Genomic DNA, 13,586 nt, shown 5'->3' with positions numbered 1-13,586 from the left:
CGAGGTAGTACCATGATTATGCGTTTTTTTATTGGATTAGACCAGAAGGTCGGTTGGATGCTCAATGCCGTAGCGCTGCTCAGCAGCCTTATGCTGGTGGGGCTGATGCTGTTTCTGGTTGTGGCCCGTTATATATTCGGCTGGTCGATTATTGGACTGCTGGAGCTGATCATGTTGTTCGGTATGTGGCTGTATATGGTGGGTGGCTTGATTGCCAGCCGTAAACGGGAGCATCTGGTAGTTGATTTCCTGCAGACCAGTATTCGTGATCGACAGATTCGTCGGCTGCATCAGTGCTTCATCTCATTGGTGACGCTGGTGATTACCTGCTTCTTCGTTTTCCTTGCTTACCGGATGCTCACCTGGGGATTGCGCAGACCCCAGCATACTCCTGGGTTGTCGATTCCTCTGTGGATACCGCAGAGTGCCATTATGTTCGCCAGTATTGGCTGTTCCCTTTATGCCCTCAGGGACTTTATTCAATGTTTGATCGGTTATCACCCTGAGCCGGTCATTATCGCCGAAGCAAACCAGCAGGATATTCGCTGATGGAAGGATTAATCGCAGTAGGAATCTTATTGTTCCTGATGATTGTTGGGGTGCCGGTCGCCTGGTCGTTTGCCGGCGTACTGGCGTATCTGGCATTCGCGTATGACGCTAACTTTAATACCCTGATGTTGCAGGGGTATCGTTCTATTGATTCAGTTATTCTGATTGCACTACCGCTATTTGTGCTCACTGGCTACCTGATGCAGAGTGGGGGGATAGCACTCAGGCTGGTGAACTTTATTGAAGTTCTGGTAGGTAAACGCAAAGGCGGAATGGGGGCTTCAATGGTCCTGGCGTCTGGTATTTTCGGCGCGATTGCCGGTACTGCCACCGCCGCTGTTGCATCGATTGGCACCATTATGATCGGCCCGCTGGAGAAGCGCGGTTACCCGCGAGGGTACTCCTCTGCGTTGCTGGGGATCTCCTCACTTCTTGGCATTTTGATCCCTCCGTCGATCACCATGATTCTGTTCGCGGTGGTAACAAGGCAGTCGGTAGCAGCCTGTTTTGCCGCCTCAATCGGGCCTGCTTTACTGCTGATCGCGGGTCTGATAATGGCGAACCGGTTTAGCGTTGGACGCCTGTTTCAGGAGGTCTCTGCCGGGGCTCAGGATGGTCTGGAAAAACTGCCGTCGAAAGGCGTTGCTGCATTTCAGGCACTGCCAGCACTCTCGCTGCCGGTGATTATTTTAGGCGGTATCTATGGCGGGATCTGTACGCCGACCGAAGCGGCCGCGATTGCTGCCTTCGTGGCTATCGTGATCGGTTTTTTTGTTTATCGTGATCTGACCATTAAGCGCTTAAGTGCGAGTGTGATTGCGGCAGCAGAAACGACCGGGACGGTGATTCTTATCCTGCTATTTAGTTTCATGATTGGCCGGATACTGGCATCTGAGCGAATTCCTCAGGAGCTGACCGAGGTGATTACCGGGTTGGTGAAAGATCCGCTGATGATTCTGATTGCGGTGAACATCTTCTTGATTATCGCCGGTATGATTATGGATGATGTCTCTGTGACGGTTGTAGTTGCTCCGCTGTTTATGCCGCTAATGGTGACCAGTGGTGTGGATCCGATACATTATGCCTCGATTGTTGCCTGCTCAGTGGTGATCGGAGCTAACAGTCCACCGGTTGCTCCCATTCTTTATATGGCCTGTCGTATTGGTCAGGTGCCAATTCATAAAGCGGTTATGCCGGCTATTGCATTGATGGCATTTGTCGGCCTGCCGGTGATGATTATCACCAGCTTAGTACCGCAGTTGTCGCTGTTTTTCCCCAAGATGTTGGGGTTGATGTAAAACCTGACAGCACTAACTGAGGCGACGGCTTGATTTCAAAGCCGTCGCTCGTGGTTCGCATCGCCCCTTAAACGCACTGCTCTGCCGCGCTCCCGCTCGCGATTCTTTTTACTCCCTCCGGTTCTTTCTATAAAATATTTCGCACACTTGGTAGTGTTCTGGTGCAGGCGATTATTCTAATAACGAAACAAGACGGCGGAAATCGGTGTGGAACAGATGGATGTGGGTGAGCGCTTAAAAGCGATTCGCAAGATGAAGGGGCTCTCTCAACGGGAGCTGGCTAAGCGGGTGGGTGTGACTAACAGTACTATCTCTATGATCGAGAAGAACGGGGTAAGTCCTTCGGTCAGCTCGCTCAAGAAGGTGTTATCGGGCATTCCCATCTCTATCGGTGATTTCTTTACCCTGGAGATCGAGGAGATCGAGCCGGAAAGTGTGGTCTATAAGGCCGAAGAGATGCCCGAGATCGGCTCTAATAATCTCAGCCTGAAGCTGATCGGTGCCCGTAATAAGGGGCGTTCTATGGATCTGTTGAAAGAGCGTTATGAGCCGGGTGCAGAAACCGGGCCGGAGATGTTACAGCACCCGGGGGAGGAGGGCGGAGTCGTTATCAGTGGTGAGATAGAGTTGACCGTTGGTTTTCAGGTGTATCACCTGAAAGCGGGGGACGGCTACTATTTCAACAGTAACCGGCCCCATCGCTTTCGTAATATCTCTGATGAAGTGTGCGAAATAATCAGCGCCAACCCCTCAGTTTAAGGCGTTTTTGAATCAGCCCTGTGCCTGAACTAAGTGTGTTAAGGGTTGGCCAAAGGTTTGTCGGCGGCAGGTGTTTCTGCTGCTATGGTATTCACAGGTGGTCTGTTGCCATCAAATTTAATCACCGGCTTTTGCAGAATCAGCGTATTCGGGTAGGTGATGATCTCCCCCTGACGACGGATGATGACATGAAACAGGGTAATCTCATCCACGACTCCACTGATATCTTCATCTTTTTCCACAATTTTTATATAGTCACCAACCCGGTAGGGAAAGCCGAAGAAAATTATCAGGCTGGCGGTGATATTGCTCAGAATTGACCACTGGGCAAACATCGCAACGCCAATCACTGCAAACACTGACGAGAGAAACACCGATAGCTGGGTGTAGTGGATTCCGAGTAGCAGCGCCAGTAGCGTAAAAAACAGCAGTGTCAGGGCGATATTGAGTGTTTTGGCGATGTATTTGATGCGGTACTGATCGGTGCCTTTGAGTTCACCCAGCCGGTTGATGTTCCGGTTGATAAAACGGAGTGCGATGGCATAGGTGATAATCAGCACTATAACGATAAGGTATTTCATCACGGTTTAGTCTCCGGGGTCTGAGCGGCGGTGGTGGCGATGGTGGAACTCAGTTCGTCCAGCTTGGTATGCAGACGCATTATCTGAAGCTCTAGTTTCAGGTTGATCTCATAGGTGGCATCCTGTTTGATACGGTCTTTTGCCGCCTGACGGTTCTGTGACATCATAATAATCGGTGCCTGAAATGCGGCGAGGCTTGATAGCCCGAGATTCAGCAGTATGTAAGGGTAGGGATCAAAAGGTTTATCTATCAGCAGGTAGCTGTTGGTGATAATCCAGACGACGATAAATAGAAAAAACAGGCAGATAAACCACCAGGAACCCCCAAAACGGGCGACCATATCTGCGATTTTCTGTCCGCTCGTCAGGCTGTCACTGTAGGCGGTGTTGACGTTTTCAGAAACCGTGGTGTGTTCGGCAATGCTGTTGATGACTTTCTGCTCGTTTTCGGCCAGCGAATTATAGCTCTGCCCCAGCAGCGCTTTCGCCAGGTTTTCAAAATAGCGTTTCATGGGATGTCCCGTGGTTACTGACGTTTTTCTGTCTTGTCGGGTTTTCATATCGCTATGCCGTGATATAGATCACAAGATTAGCGAGGCTCTGTGAAATGTGTCACCCTGTCGGCATATAGCTCCTATCCTTACATGGATAGTGAACGTTAGTTAACCTTTTTTAGAAAAACTTGAATGAAAAAAATGTACCTGAAAACTGTGTTGAGAAATGCTCGCTAAAGATGAAAAGACTGTCAATATTCAATTCACTCAGAAACCGCCTGTTTGGTTTGATTCTGTTGGTAATGCTACCCGGCATTGTTGTGGTTTTTTATCATGCAGCAGAGGAACGCGAGCATGTTATTGAATACAGGCGAGAGCACGCAGCGGCAATTATCGAGCATATTGTTGATTATCAGCAGAAGCTGGTTGAAGATACCCGCGTCTACCTTATTAAACTGGCTCAGCACAAGGTGTTGCAGACCCCTGAGAACCCCGCCTGCTCGGAATATTTAGCCGATGTTCTTAAATTAAGTTCCGTTTATGCCAATCTGGGTGTCCCCAAGACCGATGGCGAATTATTGTGCAATGCCTCGCCTTTAAAAGCGGCGATCAATGTGGCTGACAGAGGTTATTTTCAAAGAGCTATTCATAATCGCACATTCGCAATCAGTGAGTTTCAGAATGACCGAGCCGCCTCGTTAGAGAGCCTCAACTTTGCCTATCCGGTGGTTGCTGACAAGGGTAAGGTAGTGGGTGCTGTTGTCGCTGTTGTGTCTCTTGACTGGTGGAACGCTCAGCTGGCTAAAGTAAAGCTGCCGGATAACGCCGTAGCGGTTATTTCTGATACCGATGGAAATGTCATTGCTAATTATCCCCCCAATCATGATTTGCTGGGGCACTCCTCATCATTGTTGAGCGATGTCACAGGGCAAAGAACAGGTGATCAGCTGGTTAAGGGCGACGATGGTGTCCTGCGGGTGATTCTGACCGCGCCGCTTTACGTTACCTCCGCGGGGGGGACGCTTTCTATGAGTGTTGGTATTCCGGTAGGGGAATCCATCGCGGTAGCAAATCAGGAGTTTTATCTTACTCTATTGCTGGTATCGGGTTTAATGGCGGTGACACTGCTGTTGGCGATAACGGGGCTGAATAGCAGCGTCCTTAATCCACTCTCCCAGCTTGCCCGGGCAACACGATCATTGTCAGAAGGACATCTGACCAGCTTTTCCAAAGTGGAGGGGGCTGGTGAACTGGTGCAGTTGCAGAATCAGTTTGTCGATATGGCCCATAAACGTCTGGCTGCAGAGCAGCTTGCGATAGCCAGAAACGAAGAACTTAATTCAATCTTTGACGCATTACCTGATATTTACTTCAGACTTGATAATGACGGTTTGATTATCGATTACAGAGCGCGCGAGAGCGCTGATCTGTACCTTCAGCCGGAACAGTTTTTGAAAAAAGCTATTCAGGATCTTTTGCCTGCCCATGTTTGGGAGACTTTCCGTCACCATTTCACCCGGCTGAAACAGGGCGAACATTATCAGGTCTGGGAGTACAGCCTTGAGTTTCCTGATGGGGTGAAGCAGTTTGAAGCACGCTTGTGTCCGCTGGCCGGAAGCACTCAGACTATTATGGTTGTGCGAAATATTACCGAGGAAAAACTGGCAGAGGAGTCGCTGCAGCTCTCCTCTATTGTTTACAGTTCGATCAGTGAAGCGGTGATGGTGACCGACGCTCAGGGACATATTATTGGGGTAAATCCGGCATTTACGACAGTGACCGGATATACCTTTGAGGAGGTAAAAGGTCAGTTTCCGTCAATACTGAAATCCGGGCATCAGTCCTCTGAGTTCTATAAAGCTTTCTGGGATCAGCTGAATACTACCGGTCAGTGGCAGGGCGAGATCTATAATCGTCGCAAGAATGGCGAGATCTACCCGCAGTGGTTAACCGTGAATACCGTTTACGATAATCGTGGCAATCCACAGCAGAGGGTGGCGATGTTTATTGACTTTACCGAGAAGAAAAATGCGGAAGATCTGATCTGGCGACAGGCAAATCTGGATTCGCTGACAGGTTTACCTAACCGGAAACTGCTGAATGACCGGATCAGACAGGAGATGCAGCACACTGATCGCAGTGGATTGCCGACCGCGATCCTGTTTCTTGATCTTGATCTGTTTAAAGAGGTCAACGATACACTGGGCCATGCTTATGGTGATCAGCTGCTGGCACAGGCGGCGGTAAGGATCTCTCACTGCGTTCGTTCAGTTGATACGGTGGCGCGGCAGGGCGGGGATGAGTTTGCTATTATTCTCAGCCAGGTTAGAAATCCCCATGTAGTTGATTCAATCTGTGAGGAGTTGCTGCATAGCTTAGCCGAACCTTATCAGCTGGAGGATGAAACCGCATATATCACCAGTAGTATTGGCATTACCCTCTATCCCGACGATGCAGAGACTGAAGCAGATCTGATCAAGTCCGCTGATCAGGCGATGTATGTTGCAAAAGAGAAGGGGCGTAACCGGTTTCAGTATTTCACCCGGGAGATGCAGCGGGACGCCAACCAACGGATGTCATTGATCAGCGATCTCCGTCTGGCCCTGACAGAGCACCAGTTTGTGCTTTACTATCAGCCCATCGTTTCACTGCAAGATCGCTCTATCCGTAAGGCTGAGGCGTTGATTCGCTGGCAGCATCCGCAACGAGGACTGGTGTTGCCAGGCGATTTTATTGCCATTGCCGAAGAAACCCGGCTGATCACCGGGATTGGCAGTTGGGTGCTGGAAGAAGCAGCAAAGACCGTGCAGATGTTGCAGAGTCGTTATGATTCGCGCTTTCAGGTCAGTGTGAATGTGTCGCCGATTCAGTTTGATAGTCTCGATAGCAATATCTCTGACTGGCTGGAGCAGCTTGAGTCGATGGGGCTGTCCGGAGATTCGATTGTTGCTGAGATTACCGAGGGGATGATGATGACCTCCTCTGCAGAAGTTCGTGCAAAAATGATCGCCTTTAAAGATGCGGGGGTGCAGGTTTCGCTGGATGATTTTGGCACTGGCTATTCCAGCCTTGCCTATATCAGTGAATATGATATTGACTATCTCAAAATTGATCAGTACTTTGTGCGCAATCTTTCGCTGACATCTGATGCTTACACTCTGTGCAAAGCGATCATTATGATGGCTCATAACCTGGGTATAAAAGTGATTGCGGAGGGGATCGAAACTGAGCAGCAGGAGTGGCTGCTACAGGAGCTGGGTTGTGATTATGGCCAGGGATATCTCTACTCTAAACCGGTCAGCCGGGGAGATTTTGAACAGTTGCTGCGTGAGCAGGGCGGTCCTGCGCATTCAGATAACTAAATGTACGGCGTGGTTAGTATCGCACTGAATGATAAAAAAACGGACCTCCTGCCAGAAGGTCCGTATAAAGAGACCGGGTTGTCTGGGGGGACATCCCGGTTCCGGCAGGTTTGACGCGGTAATAAGGTGCAATTATCTGGTTCGATTTAGCCGAACATCTCCTCTGCAGTATCGCGCAGAACATCCACCAGACGGTCAATATGGCTGGCTTCAATGGTCAGTGGCGGGGAGAAGGCAACGATATTGCCCATCGTCCGCACCATCACGCCGCGCTTAAAACAGCCTTTCTGGAAGTCCAGACCAACGGGGCCGTTAGCGGCAACCGATGCATCAAACTGGACGGCTCCGACCAGACCGTAGTTGCGCACATCAATGACTTTTGGTGCGTCTTTCAGGCTGTGCAGTTTATTTTCGAACTGTGTCCCTATCTCGTCGCTGGCGCGGGTCAGCAAGCACTCCTTCTCGTAGATATCCAGGGTTGCCAGACCGGCAGCACAGGCAACCGGGTGTGCAGAGTAGGTATAGCCGTGGTAGAACTCGATACCGCCGACAGCCACGTTATTGACGATCTGATCATGGATCTCATCTTTAACAAAGACGGCCCCCAGAGGGATAACACCATTGGTGATACCTTTAGCTGAGGTGATCATATCCGGTATGACATCAAACTCCTCTGCGGCGAAAGCTGAACCCAGACGCCCCCAGCCAGTGATCACTTCATCAAAGATCAGCAGAATGTCATATTGGCTACAGATATCACGCATCCGTTTCAGGTAACCCTGAGGTGGCATGATAACGCCGCCAGCACCGCTCATCGGTTCGATGATAACGGCAGCGATGCTGTCTGCACCGTGAAAGTGGATCAGCTGCTCCAGTGCTTCAGCCTTATCGATACCCTGTTCAGGCAGGCCTCTGCTGAATGCGTTGTTCGCGATATCCAGTGTGTGTGGCAGGTGATCAACCGGCAGCAGCGGGCCAAAACCGCTGCGGTTGTATGTCAGACCGCCCACAGAGATGCCGCCGAAGTTAACCCCGTGGTAGGCCATCTCACGACCGAGGAACTTGGTCTTGCCTGCTTTGCCACGGGACTTTTGGTATTGCAGCGCGATCTTCAGGGCAGACTCTACGGCTTCGGAACCGGAGTTAGCAAAGAACACTTTGTTCAGCCCGGCGGGGGTGTGCTTAATCAGCCGGTTAGCAAACTCAAAGCCGATCTCGTGGCCAAAGTTGAACGGTGAAGCATAGTCCAGCTGACGCAGCTGCTGGCTTACCGCATCCGCAATCTCAGTGCGACCATGGCCCGCGTTAACACACCACAGACCTGCGGTGGCGTCCAGAATCTCCTGACCTTCGTTGGTGTAATACATCACACCTTCCGCCCGCTCGATAAGACGTGGCTGGTTTTTGAAGTCCCGGTTTGCCGTAAACGGCATCCAGAACGCATCCATATTGATGTTCGTACTCATGGGAAAATCCTGTTGAAGTTATCAGTAATGGCCGCTTGCTGAGGTTAGCTCAACATAGAACGGTAACGTTTAAACAGTGGCCTTATGGAGTCATAGTAACGCCAGTGTTAAAGTCTTATAAATGATAAACATTGAATGCTTACTTTGATGTTTGTAAAACTTAGTTGAGGTGGTCAGATGGCAGGCAAAGCGCTGCAAAGCATGGGCAAGGTGGGGGATTACGAGATCCGTCTGCTGCGGGTTTTTAAAACAGTAGTCGAATGCGGTGGTTTCTCCGCGGCAGAGGTCGAGCTGAATGTCAGCCGTTCAACTATCTCAGTACATATGACCAACCTTGAAGCGCGATTGAAACTGAAACTCTGCCAGCGGGGCCGCTCCGGTTTTGCACTGACGGAGGAGGGGCTGACCATCTATAACGCTACCCGGCAGCTGTTTTCCCGGCTGGCCGAGTTTCGTTCTACCGTTAACGCATTGCATCAGCAGATGACCGGTGAGGTGCGTATTCTCACCTCCGACACCATCAGTCTGGATGAACGCTGTGGTCTGGATGAGGTGCTGGCCGAGTTTGCGGCACTGGCACCGGATGTCTATATCAGCTTTGACACGGCTCCTCTGGGTGAGATTGAACGGCGGGTGATCAATGGTGAGGCCGATGTCGGCTTTATTCCCCATCACCGGGATATCGAGGGGCTTGATTTTTTGCTGCTATATAAAGACAAATCGCTGCTCTATTGTGGTGACCGGCATCCGCTGTTTCATGAGCAGGATGAGCAGTTGCTGAATGCGTCTCTGAAACAGTGCAAACTGGTACATGCCGGGGTGTTGACCAGTCAGGAAGCGAGTCTGCAGCTGGCGGAGATGAATAAAGCCGCCGAAGCCTATTATTATGAAACCCGGGCGACCATGATTCTGTCCGGTGTCTATGTGGGGTTTCTGGCTGAGAAGTTTGCCCGGCAGTGGGTGACACAGGGGCGGATGCGGGCTTTGCTGCCCACAAGCCGGTTCTACAATCTTCAGGTGGCGGCCATCAGTCGTCGTTCCGGGCCGCTGAATAAGCCCCGGGATCTGTTTATGGAGCTGCTGAACGCACATATTCAAGGCGCGTGAGTAAACCTTTTAATTCATTAGCCACTGACTGATCTGCTGTATCAGCCATTCCGGCTGATCGTGGGGCAGGTCATGCCCTGCCTCCGGATGGCGGATATGAGGCATGCGCCAGGCGTCCGCCAGTTGTTCCGAACAGCGCGGATTGACCAGCTTATCTTTAGCGCCGCTGAGCAGTAGTACTGGTTTCTTGGGTGGATAGGGTTGTCCGCCGCAGGCGATGGCTAACTGTAGCTGACGGCGGAAATTAGCGAAGCTCACCGGATACTCCAGCTGGTACATCTGCCAGAATGACAGGGTTTCTCCGCGGTAACGCTGGGATTCACAGGTCAGATCGAAGATAGTCTTCTCCCGTGGATAACCTTTGGTGAGCATCGCCCGCATCAGTTTAGGCAGCGCGCCGGGTTGTAGCCGCTGGTGAGGCGGGTTCCAGGGAGACAGACTGCTGTTGATCATCACGATCCCCTGCAGGTCATCCGGGTACTCCTGCATCCAGTGGTAGGCGACCATTCCTCCCAGCGACAGACCCAGCAAAAATACTGGCTGCTCCGGGCGGTGACGGCGATGCAGATCGTCGATCAGTTCGCTCGCTGAGGTGGGGGTGTGATGTTGATAACGCTTACCGTTACCGGGCAGGTCGATGCAACTGACCCGGGTATTGGCCAGCCGTTTTTGTAGTTGTTGCGGGAATGAACCCCAGTGCCGGCTTTCCCGGCACAGTCCACGCAGTAATATCCAGTGTTGTTCAGCCATACCAGCGTTGCTTAGCCTCCATTTCGTAGCGCAGTCGGCTCATCGGAGTTGCCGGCAGCCAGGCTTCATAAGCACAGCTGCTGCGGATCAGAAACTCCAGCAGTAACAGGTGACGGCGCATGGTGCGTTTTTCACGATGCGGCACCAGGGGATTAAACAGGCCCATAAATGAGATCAACTGTCGGGGGTTTTTCTTCACCCAGCTCCAGGACCCCATCTCCAGTGTCAGTGGTAGAAAGACCTTATCTTCCAGGCTAAGCGACTGATGATAGAGGTAATCCCACAGATCACCGTGGGTGAGATAGCTGTGGTGCTGGGGTTCGATAATGTAATTATGATGGGGGTTAGTTGTTTCAAAAAGATGAATCAGCGCAGCGATATCCGCCCGGTGTTGTAGCGGTTCACGAGAACCTGCCATCGGAAACCAGATGCGGTCACGCAGTCCAAAACCTGAATGGCAATCCAGCACAATGCTCAGCGGTGAGCCAAATAGCTCATCATGGACCCAGTCACATAGCGCCCGGGCCTCAGCTTCCATCGGGCTGTGCTCCTCTCCGCGGTACCAGGGCAGGCGGTTGCTTAGCCGCTGACCCCCGACCATCCAGGTCACTTTGTCGGTGGCATTATCCGGTGAGTTGCGCATCAGATCGACGCCATTGGCATTGCTGCGCTGACCCAGAGCCATCCCGGCCGGGTTCAGCAGAGGGCAGAAAATAAGTCGTAAATGTTGCAGTTCATGATTCAGCCCTCGATCCCATTGCAAGCGTTGCAGCAGAGAGCTGATAAAGGTGAGTAGCAAGCGGGTGCCGATCCGTTCGACCCCATGCACGCCACCGACAAATGCCAGTGTTGGCAGGTCTGGGTTATCCGAGCCGAGGCGCAGACTATAGATGGGCAGCTTATACCGCTGACTGCTGGTCTGACTGACTGTTTGATGCTCGATAACGGCCAGAGTCCTGACCTTTAACTGTTGCGCATGGGTATGGATGAGTTGTTCCAGCTGGGCCAGCTCTGGCAGATAGCGGGCGGTAAAATCGGGGCTGACCCGCCGTATCCTCTCAGATGACAATTTTGCTGGCTGTCCTAGTTCTGTCATCGACCTGTTCCTGCTCAATTTCAGATTAAAGTGTAGTCGGAAATCGTGGATCAGATAGAACAGTCGTTAGATTTTTTCTTGCTGACTCCGGTAGTGTTCGGGTTTTTCGGGCTCTTTCGACAATCGTCGTAAAAGAGGTGGGGGCTTGCTTCATTCCGTCTGTGCACGGGGCCGGTTGAGAATGACAGGTTTCAGGCCCGCGCGAGCTGCGCACCGCGTTGTTGAAACTTTTGCATCTCCGCTGGCGGCACAAACAAGCCGCCGGTGGTCCATAGCAGATGTGTTGCATTGTGCAGCACCGCTTCAAGCTGTTGTTGGCGCTGATAGGCTTTGCCCGGTTCTGTACCGGTCAGCCAGAACGGGCCGGAAAATCCAGCTGCTGCCGACGGTTCAATCTCAATACCTTCACTTTGGCTGAGCAGATAAAGATGACGGAACAGTTCATCGTCGGTGACGGTAAAAACACCGCTGAGTAGCGGCTCTATGACCGAACATACCCAGGCGGATGCCAGACTGACGGCCAGCCCATCTGCTTCTGTGTCGACGTTAAGCCCGAGCTGATAGACCGATTCCGGCTGATCTTTATGGTCTGCCTGCATGCCGATCAGCACGCAGGGCGCCTGAACCGGTTCGGCAAAGAAACAGTGCACATGTGCGCCGAAAACCTGTTTCAGGCCGAAGTTGATACCGCCGGGAGCACCGCCAACCCCGCAGGGTATATAGACAAACAGCGGGTGTTCGGCATCGACCTGGATCTGCTGTTCATGCAGTTGTTGCTGTAAGCGTAAAGCCGCAACCGCATAGCCTAAAAACAGTCTGGAGGAGTTTTCATCATCGACAAAATAGCTGTTGGCATCGGCGTTCGATGCGGCCCGGCCAGCGGTGACGGCGGCGCTATAATCTTCGCGGTGTTCAACCACCGTTACGCCGCGATCACGTAGCCGCTGTTTTTTCCATTGTTTGGCTTCCACTGACATATGCACCACCGCTTTAAAGCCGAGTGCTGCACTGATAATACCGATACTCAGCCCCAGGTTGCCGGTGCTGCTGACCGCAATTTCATAGGCACTAAAGAGGGCTTTCGCTGTTGGGCTGAGGAGCTTCAGGAGATCATCATCCGGGCCGCAAATAAGGCCATGTTGCAGTGCCAGTTGTTCCGCGTGACAGAGCACCTCATGGATTCCCCCACGGGCTTTGATCGAACCGGCCACTGGCAGAGCATGGTCTCCCTTGATCATCAGCCTGCCTGATAGATCCGGATAGTGCTGCCGGTGCAGAGCAGACGCTGAGAGGAGTTTTGATTCAATCAGACCGTGACTCTCATGCAGTTCAGGAAACAGGGTTTCTAACAGCGGCGCAAAACGCCGCAGCCGCTGGTCAGCCTGATGGATGTCACTGAGGCTAAGCTTGTGTTCAAGCCCCTGACTGTCAGCCTGATAGTCAGGGTTTAGCCATAGTGTTGGTGTACCTGCACTGAGCGTTTGTCCCAGCGGTGTATCGATAATATGACCCATAGATCGCTCTGGATGCTTTATTGATGTGAGCTGTGTTTATGTGCAGCCTGATTAAGATCGGCAGATAGCCAGTCTGGGTCTGACTGCAACCCGGTTATCGGGGCTGGCTTGGATTGATCGGCAGACTGAGTGACTCTTTCACCTCTTCCATAACGATATAGCTCTTAGAATTTTTTACGCCGGGAAGGGTCAGCAACATCTCGCCAAGTAGCGCACGATATTCAGACATATCGGCAATGCGTGCCTTAATCAGGAAGTCAGCATCGCCAGACACCAGATGGCATTCCAGCACGTAGGGCAGGGATGCAACCGCTTTATTAAACTTAAGAAAGGCATCCGGTGACTGGTAGGAGAGTGATATCTCGACAAATACCAGCATCCCATAACCCATTGCCTGAGGGTCGATGCGGGCATAGTAGCCCTGAATCAGGCCATCTTTTTCCAGCCGTTTAACCCGTTCCATGCAGGGGGTGGTACTGAGGCCGACAATGTCCGCCAGGTCGACGTAACTGATGCGGCCATTTTCCTGCAGGGTTTTCAGAATGTTGAGATCTATCTTATCCAGCTTACGTTTTTGCTTAGTATTCATAGCGTTACTTTGCCCATCATC

Annotated in this window: 12 protein-coding genes; 5 read left to right on the top strand and 7 right to left on the bottom strand. The window is 51.7% G+C overall.

Features of this window, described 5'->3' with window-relative positions:
- Window positions 1-12: 12 nt before the first annotated feature.
- The 3 genes from ACQY8X_RS07720 (at window position 13) to ACQY8X_RS07710 (ending at window position 2,606) form a co-directional block, all read left to right on the top strand.
- Entirely contained in the window at window positions 13-549 is a 537-nt protein-coding gene (locus ACQY8X_RS07720; RefSeq protein WP_428034569.1) for a TRAP transporter small permease, read from the top strand.
- A complete protein-coding gene (locus ACQY8X_RS07715) occupies window positions 549-1,847 on the top strand; it encodes a TRAP transporter large permease (protein ID WP_428034568.1) in 1,299 nt (432 codons plus the stop codon). Before ACQY8X_RS07720 ends, ACQY8X_RS07715 begins: the two co-directional genes overlap by 1 nt.
- 216 nt (window positions 1,848-2,063) lie before the next feature.
- On the top strand, window positions 2,064-2,606 hold the full coding sequence (locus tag ACQY8X_RS07710) for a cupin domain-containing protein (RefSeq protein ID WP_428034599.1): 543 nt from the start codon (window positions 2,064-2,066) through the stop codon (window positions 2,604-2,606).
- A 38-nt stretch (window positions 2,607-2,644) separates the two neighbouring features.
- On the opposite strand, the gene ACQY8X_RS07705 is transcribed toward ACQY8X_RS07710, so the two are convergent.
- Together ACQY8X_RS07705 and ACQY8X_RS07700 are read right to left on the bottom strand one after the other, a co-directional pair.
- A complete protein-coding gene (locus ACQY8X_RS07705; RefSeq protein ID WP_428034567.1) occupies window positions 2,645-3,187 on the bottom strand; it encodes a mechanosensitive ion channel domain-containing protein in 543 nt (180 codons plus the stop codon).
- Entirely contained in the window at window positions 3,187-3,699 is a 513-nt protein-coding gene (locus ACQY8X_RS07700) for a DUF1003 domain-containing protein (protein WP_428034566.1), read from the bottom strand. The genes ACQY8X_RS07705 and ACQY8X_RS07700 overlap by 1 nt, the downstream gene beginning before the upstream one ends.
- A 221-nt stretch (window positions 3,700-3,920) precedes the next feature.
- Here ACQY8X_RS07700 and ACQY8X_RS07695 point away from each other — a divergent pair, with 221 nt between their 5' ends.
- Window positions 3,921-7,043 (top strand): EAL domain-containing protein, encoded by a 3,123-nt coding sequence (locus ACQY8X_RS07695; protein ID WP_428034565.1) that lies wholly within the window; start codon window positions 3,921-3,923, stop codon window positions 7,041-7,043.
- A 146-nt stretch (window positions 7,044-7,189) separates the two neighbouring features.
- On the opposite strand, the gene ACQY8X_RS07690 is transcribed toward ACQY8X_RS07695, so the two are convergent.
- The gene (locus tag ACQY8X_RS07690; RefSeq protein ID WP_428034564.1) at window positions 7,190-8,509 is read right to left on the bottom strand and encodes an aminotransferase class III-fold pyridoxal phosphate-dependent enzyme; all 1,320 of its coding nucleotides are present in this window, start codon (window positions 8,507-8,509) and stop codon (window positions 7,190-7,192) included.
- Window positions 8,510-8,686: 177 nt separating this feature from the next.
- Here ACQY8X_RS07690 and ACQY8X_RS07685 point away from each other — a divergent pair, with 177 nt between their 5' ends.
- The gene (locus ACQY8X_RS07685; protein ID WP_428034563.1) at window positions 8,687-9,616 is read left to right on the top strand and encodes a LysR family transcriptional regulator; all 930 of its coding nucleotides are present in this window, start codon (window positions 8,687-8,689) and stop codon (window positions 9,614-9,616) included.
- A gap of 9 nt (window positions 9,617-9,625) precedes the next feature.
- On the opposite strand, the gene ACQY8X_RS07680 is transcribed toward ACQY8X_RS07685, so the two are convergent.
- The 4 genes from ACQY8X_RS07680 to ACQY8X_RS07665 all read right to left on the bottom strand — a co-directional run bounded on the left by ACQY8X_RS07680 (window position 9,626) and on the right by ACQY8X_RS07665 (window position 13,565).
- Window positions 9,626-10,366: an alpha/beta fold hydrolase gene (locus tag ACQY8X_RS07680; protein WP_428034562.1), complete on the bottom strand. Its 741-nt coding sequence runs from the start codon at window positions 10,364-10,366 to the stop codon at window positions 9,626-9,628.
- On the bottom strand, window positions 10,359-11,462 hold the full coding sequence (locus ACQY8X_RS07675; RefSeq protein WP_428034561.1) for a M14 family zinc carboxypeptidase: 1,104 nt from the start codon (window positions 11,460-11,462) through the stop codon (window positions 10,359-10,361). Before ACQY8X_RS07675 ends, ACQY8X_RS07680 begins: the two co-directional genes overlap by 8 nt.
- 191 nt (window positions 11,463-11,653) lie before the next feature.
- On the bottom strand, window positions 11,654-12,976 hold the full coding sequence (locus tag ACQY8X_RS07670) for a D-serine ammonia-lyase (RefSeq protein WP_428034560.1): 1,323 nt from the start codon (window positions 12,974-12,976) through the stop codon (window positions 11,654-11,656).
- A gap of 94 nt (window positions 12,977-13,070) precedes the next feature.
- Window positions 13,071-13,565 (bottom strand): Lrp/AsnC ligand binding domain-containing protein, encoded by a 495-nt coding sequence (locus ACQY8X_RS07665; RefSeq protein ID WP_428034598.1) that lies wholly within the window; start codon window positions 13,563-13,565, stop codon window positions 13,071-13,073.
- Window positions 13,566-13,586 lie beyond the last annotated feature (21 nt).

Origin of the sequence: Amphritea sp. (assembly GCF_050300915.1) — a bacterium.
Taxonomy (GTDB): Bacteria; Pseudomonadota; Gammaproteobacteria; order Pseudomonadales; family Balneatricaceae; genus Amphritea.
Note: the sequence above shows the minus strand (reverse complement) of the source record. Positions and strands in the feature narration are given on the sequence as shown.

Bases quoted from the DNA above. Each gene is read 5' to 3' on its own strand.
- ACQY8X_RS07720 (WP_428034569.1), top strand. From the start codon at position 13: ATGATTATGCGTTTTTTTATTGGATTAGACCAGAAGGTCGGTTGGATG.
- ACQY8X_RS07715 (WP_428034568.1), top strand. From the start codon at position 549: ATGGAAGGATTAATCGCAGTAGGAATCTTATTGTTCCTGATGATTGTT.
- ACQY8X_RS07710 (WP_428034599.1), top strand. From the start codon at position 2,064: ATGGATGTGGGTGAGCGCTTAAAAGCGATTCGCAAGATGAAGGGGCTC.
- ACQY8X_RS07705 (WP_428034567.1), bottom strand. From the start codon at position 3,187: ATGAAATACCTTATCGTTATAGTGCTGATTATCACCTATGCCATCGCA.
- ACQY8X_RS07700 (WP_428034566.1), bottom strand. From the start codon at position 3,699: ATGAAACGCTATTTTGAAAACCTGGCGAAAGCGCTGCTGGGGCAGAGC.
- ACQY8X_RS07695 (WP_428034565.1), top strand. From the start codon at position 3,921: ATGAAAAGACTGTCAATATTCAATTCACTCAGAAACCGCCTGTTTGGT.
- ACQY8X_RS07690 (WP_428034564.1), bottom strand. From the start codon at position 8,509: ATGAGTACGAACATCAATATGGATGCGTTCTGGATGCCGTTTACGGCA.
- ACQY8X_RS07685 (WP_428034563.1), top strand. From the start codon at position 8,687: ATGGCAGGCAAAGCGCTGCAAAGCATGGGCAAGGTGGGGGATTACGAG.
- ACQY8X_RS07680 (WP_428034562.1), bottom strand. From the start codon at position 10,366: ATGGCTGAACAACACTGGATATTACTGCGTGGACTGTGCCGGGAAAGC.
- ACQY8X_RS07675 (WP_428034561.1), bottom strand. From the start codon at position 11,462: ATGACAGAACTAGGACAGCCAGCAAAATTGTCATCTGAGAGGATACGG.
- ACQY8X_RS07670 (WP_428034560.1), bottom strand. From the start codon at position 12,976: ATGGGTCATATTATCGATACACCGCTGGGACAAACGCTCAGTGCAGGT.
- ACQY8X_RS07665 (WP_428034598.1), bottom strand. From the start codon at position 13,565: ATGAATACTAAGCAAAAACGTAAGCTGGATAAGATAGATCTCAACATT.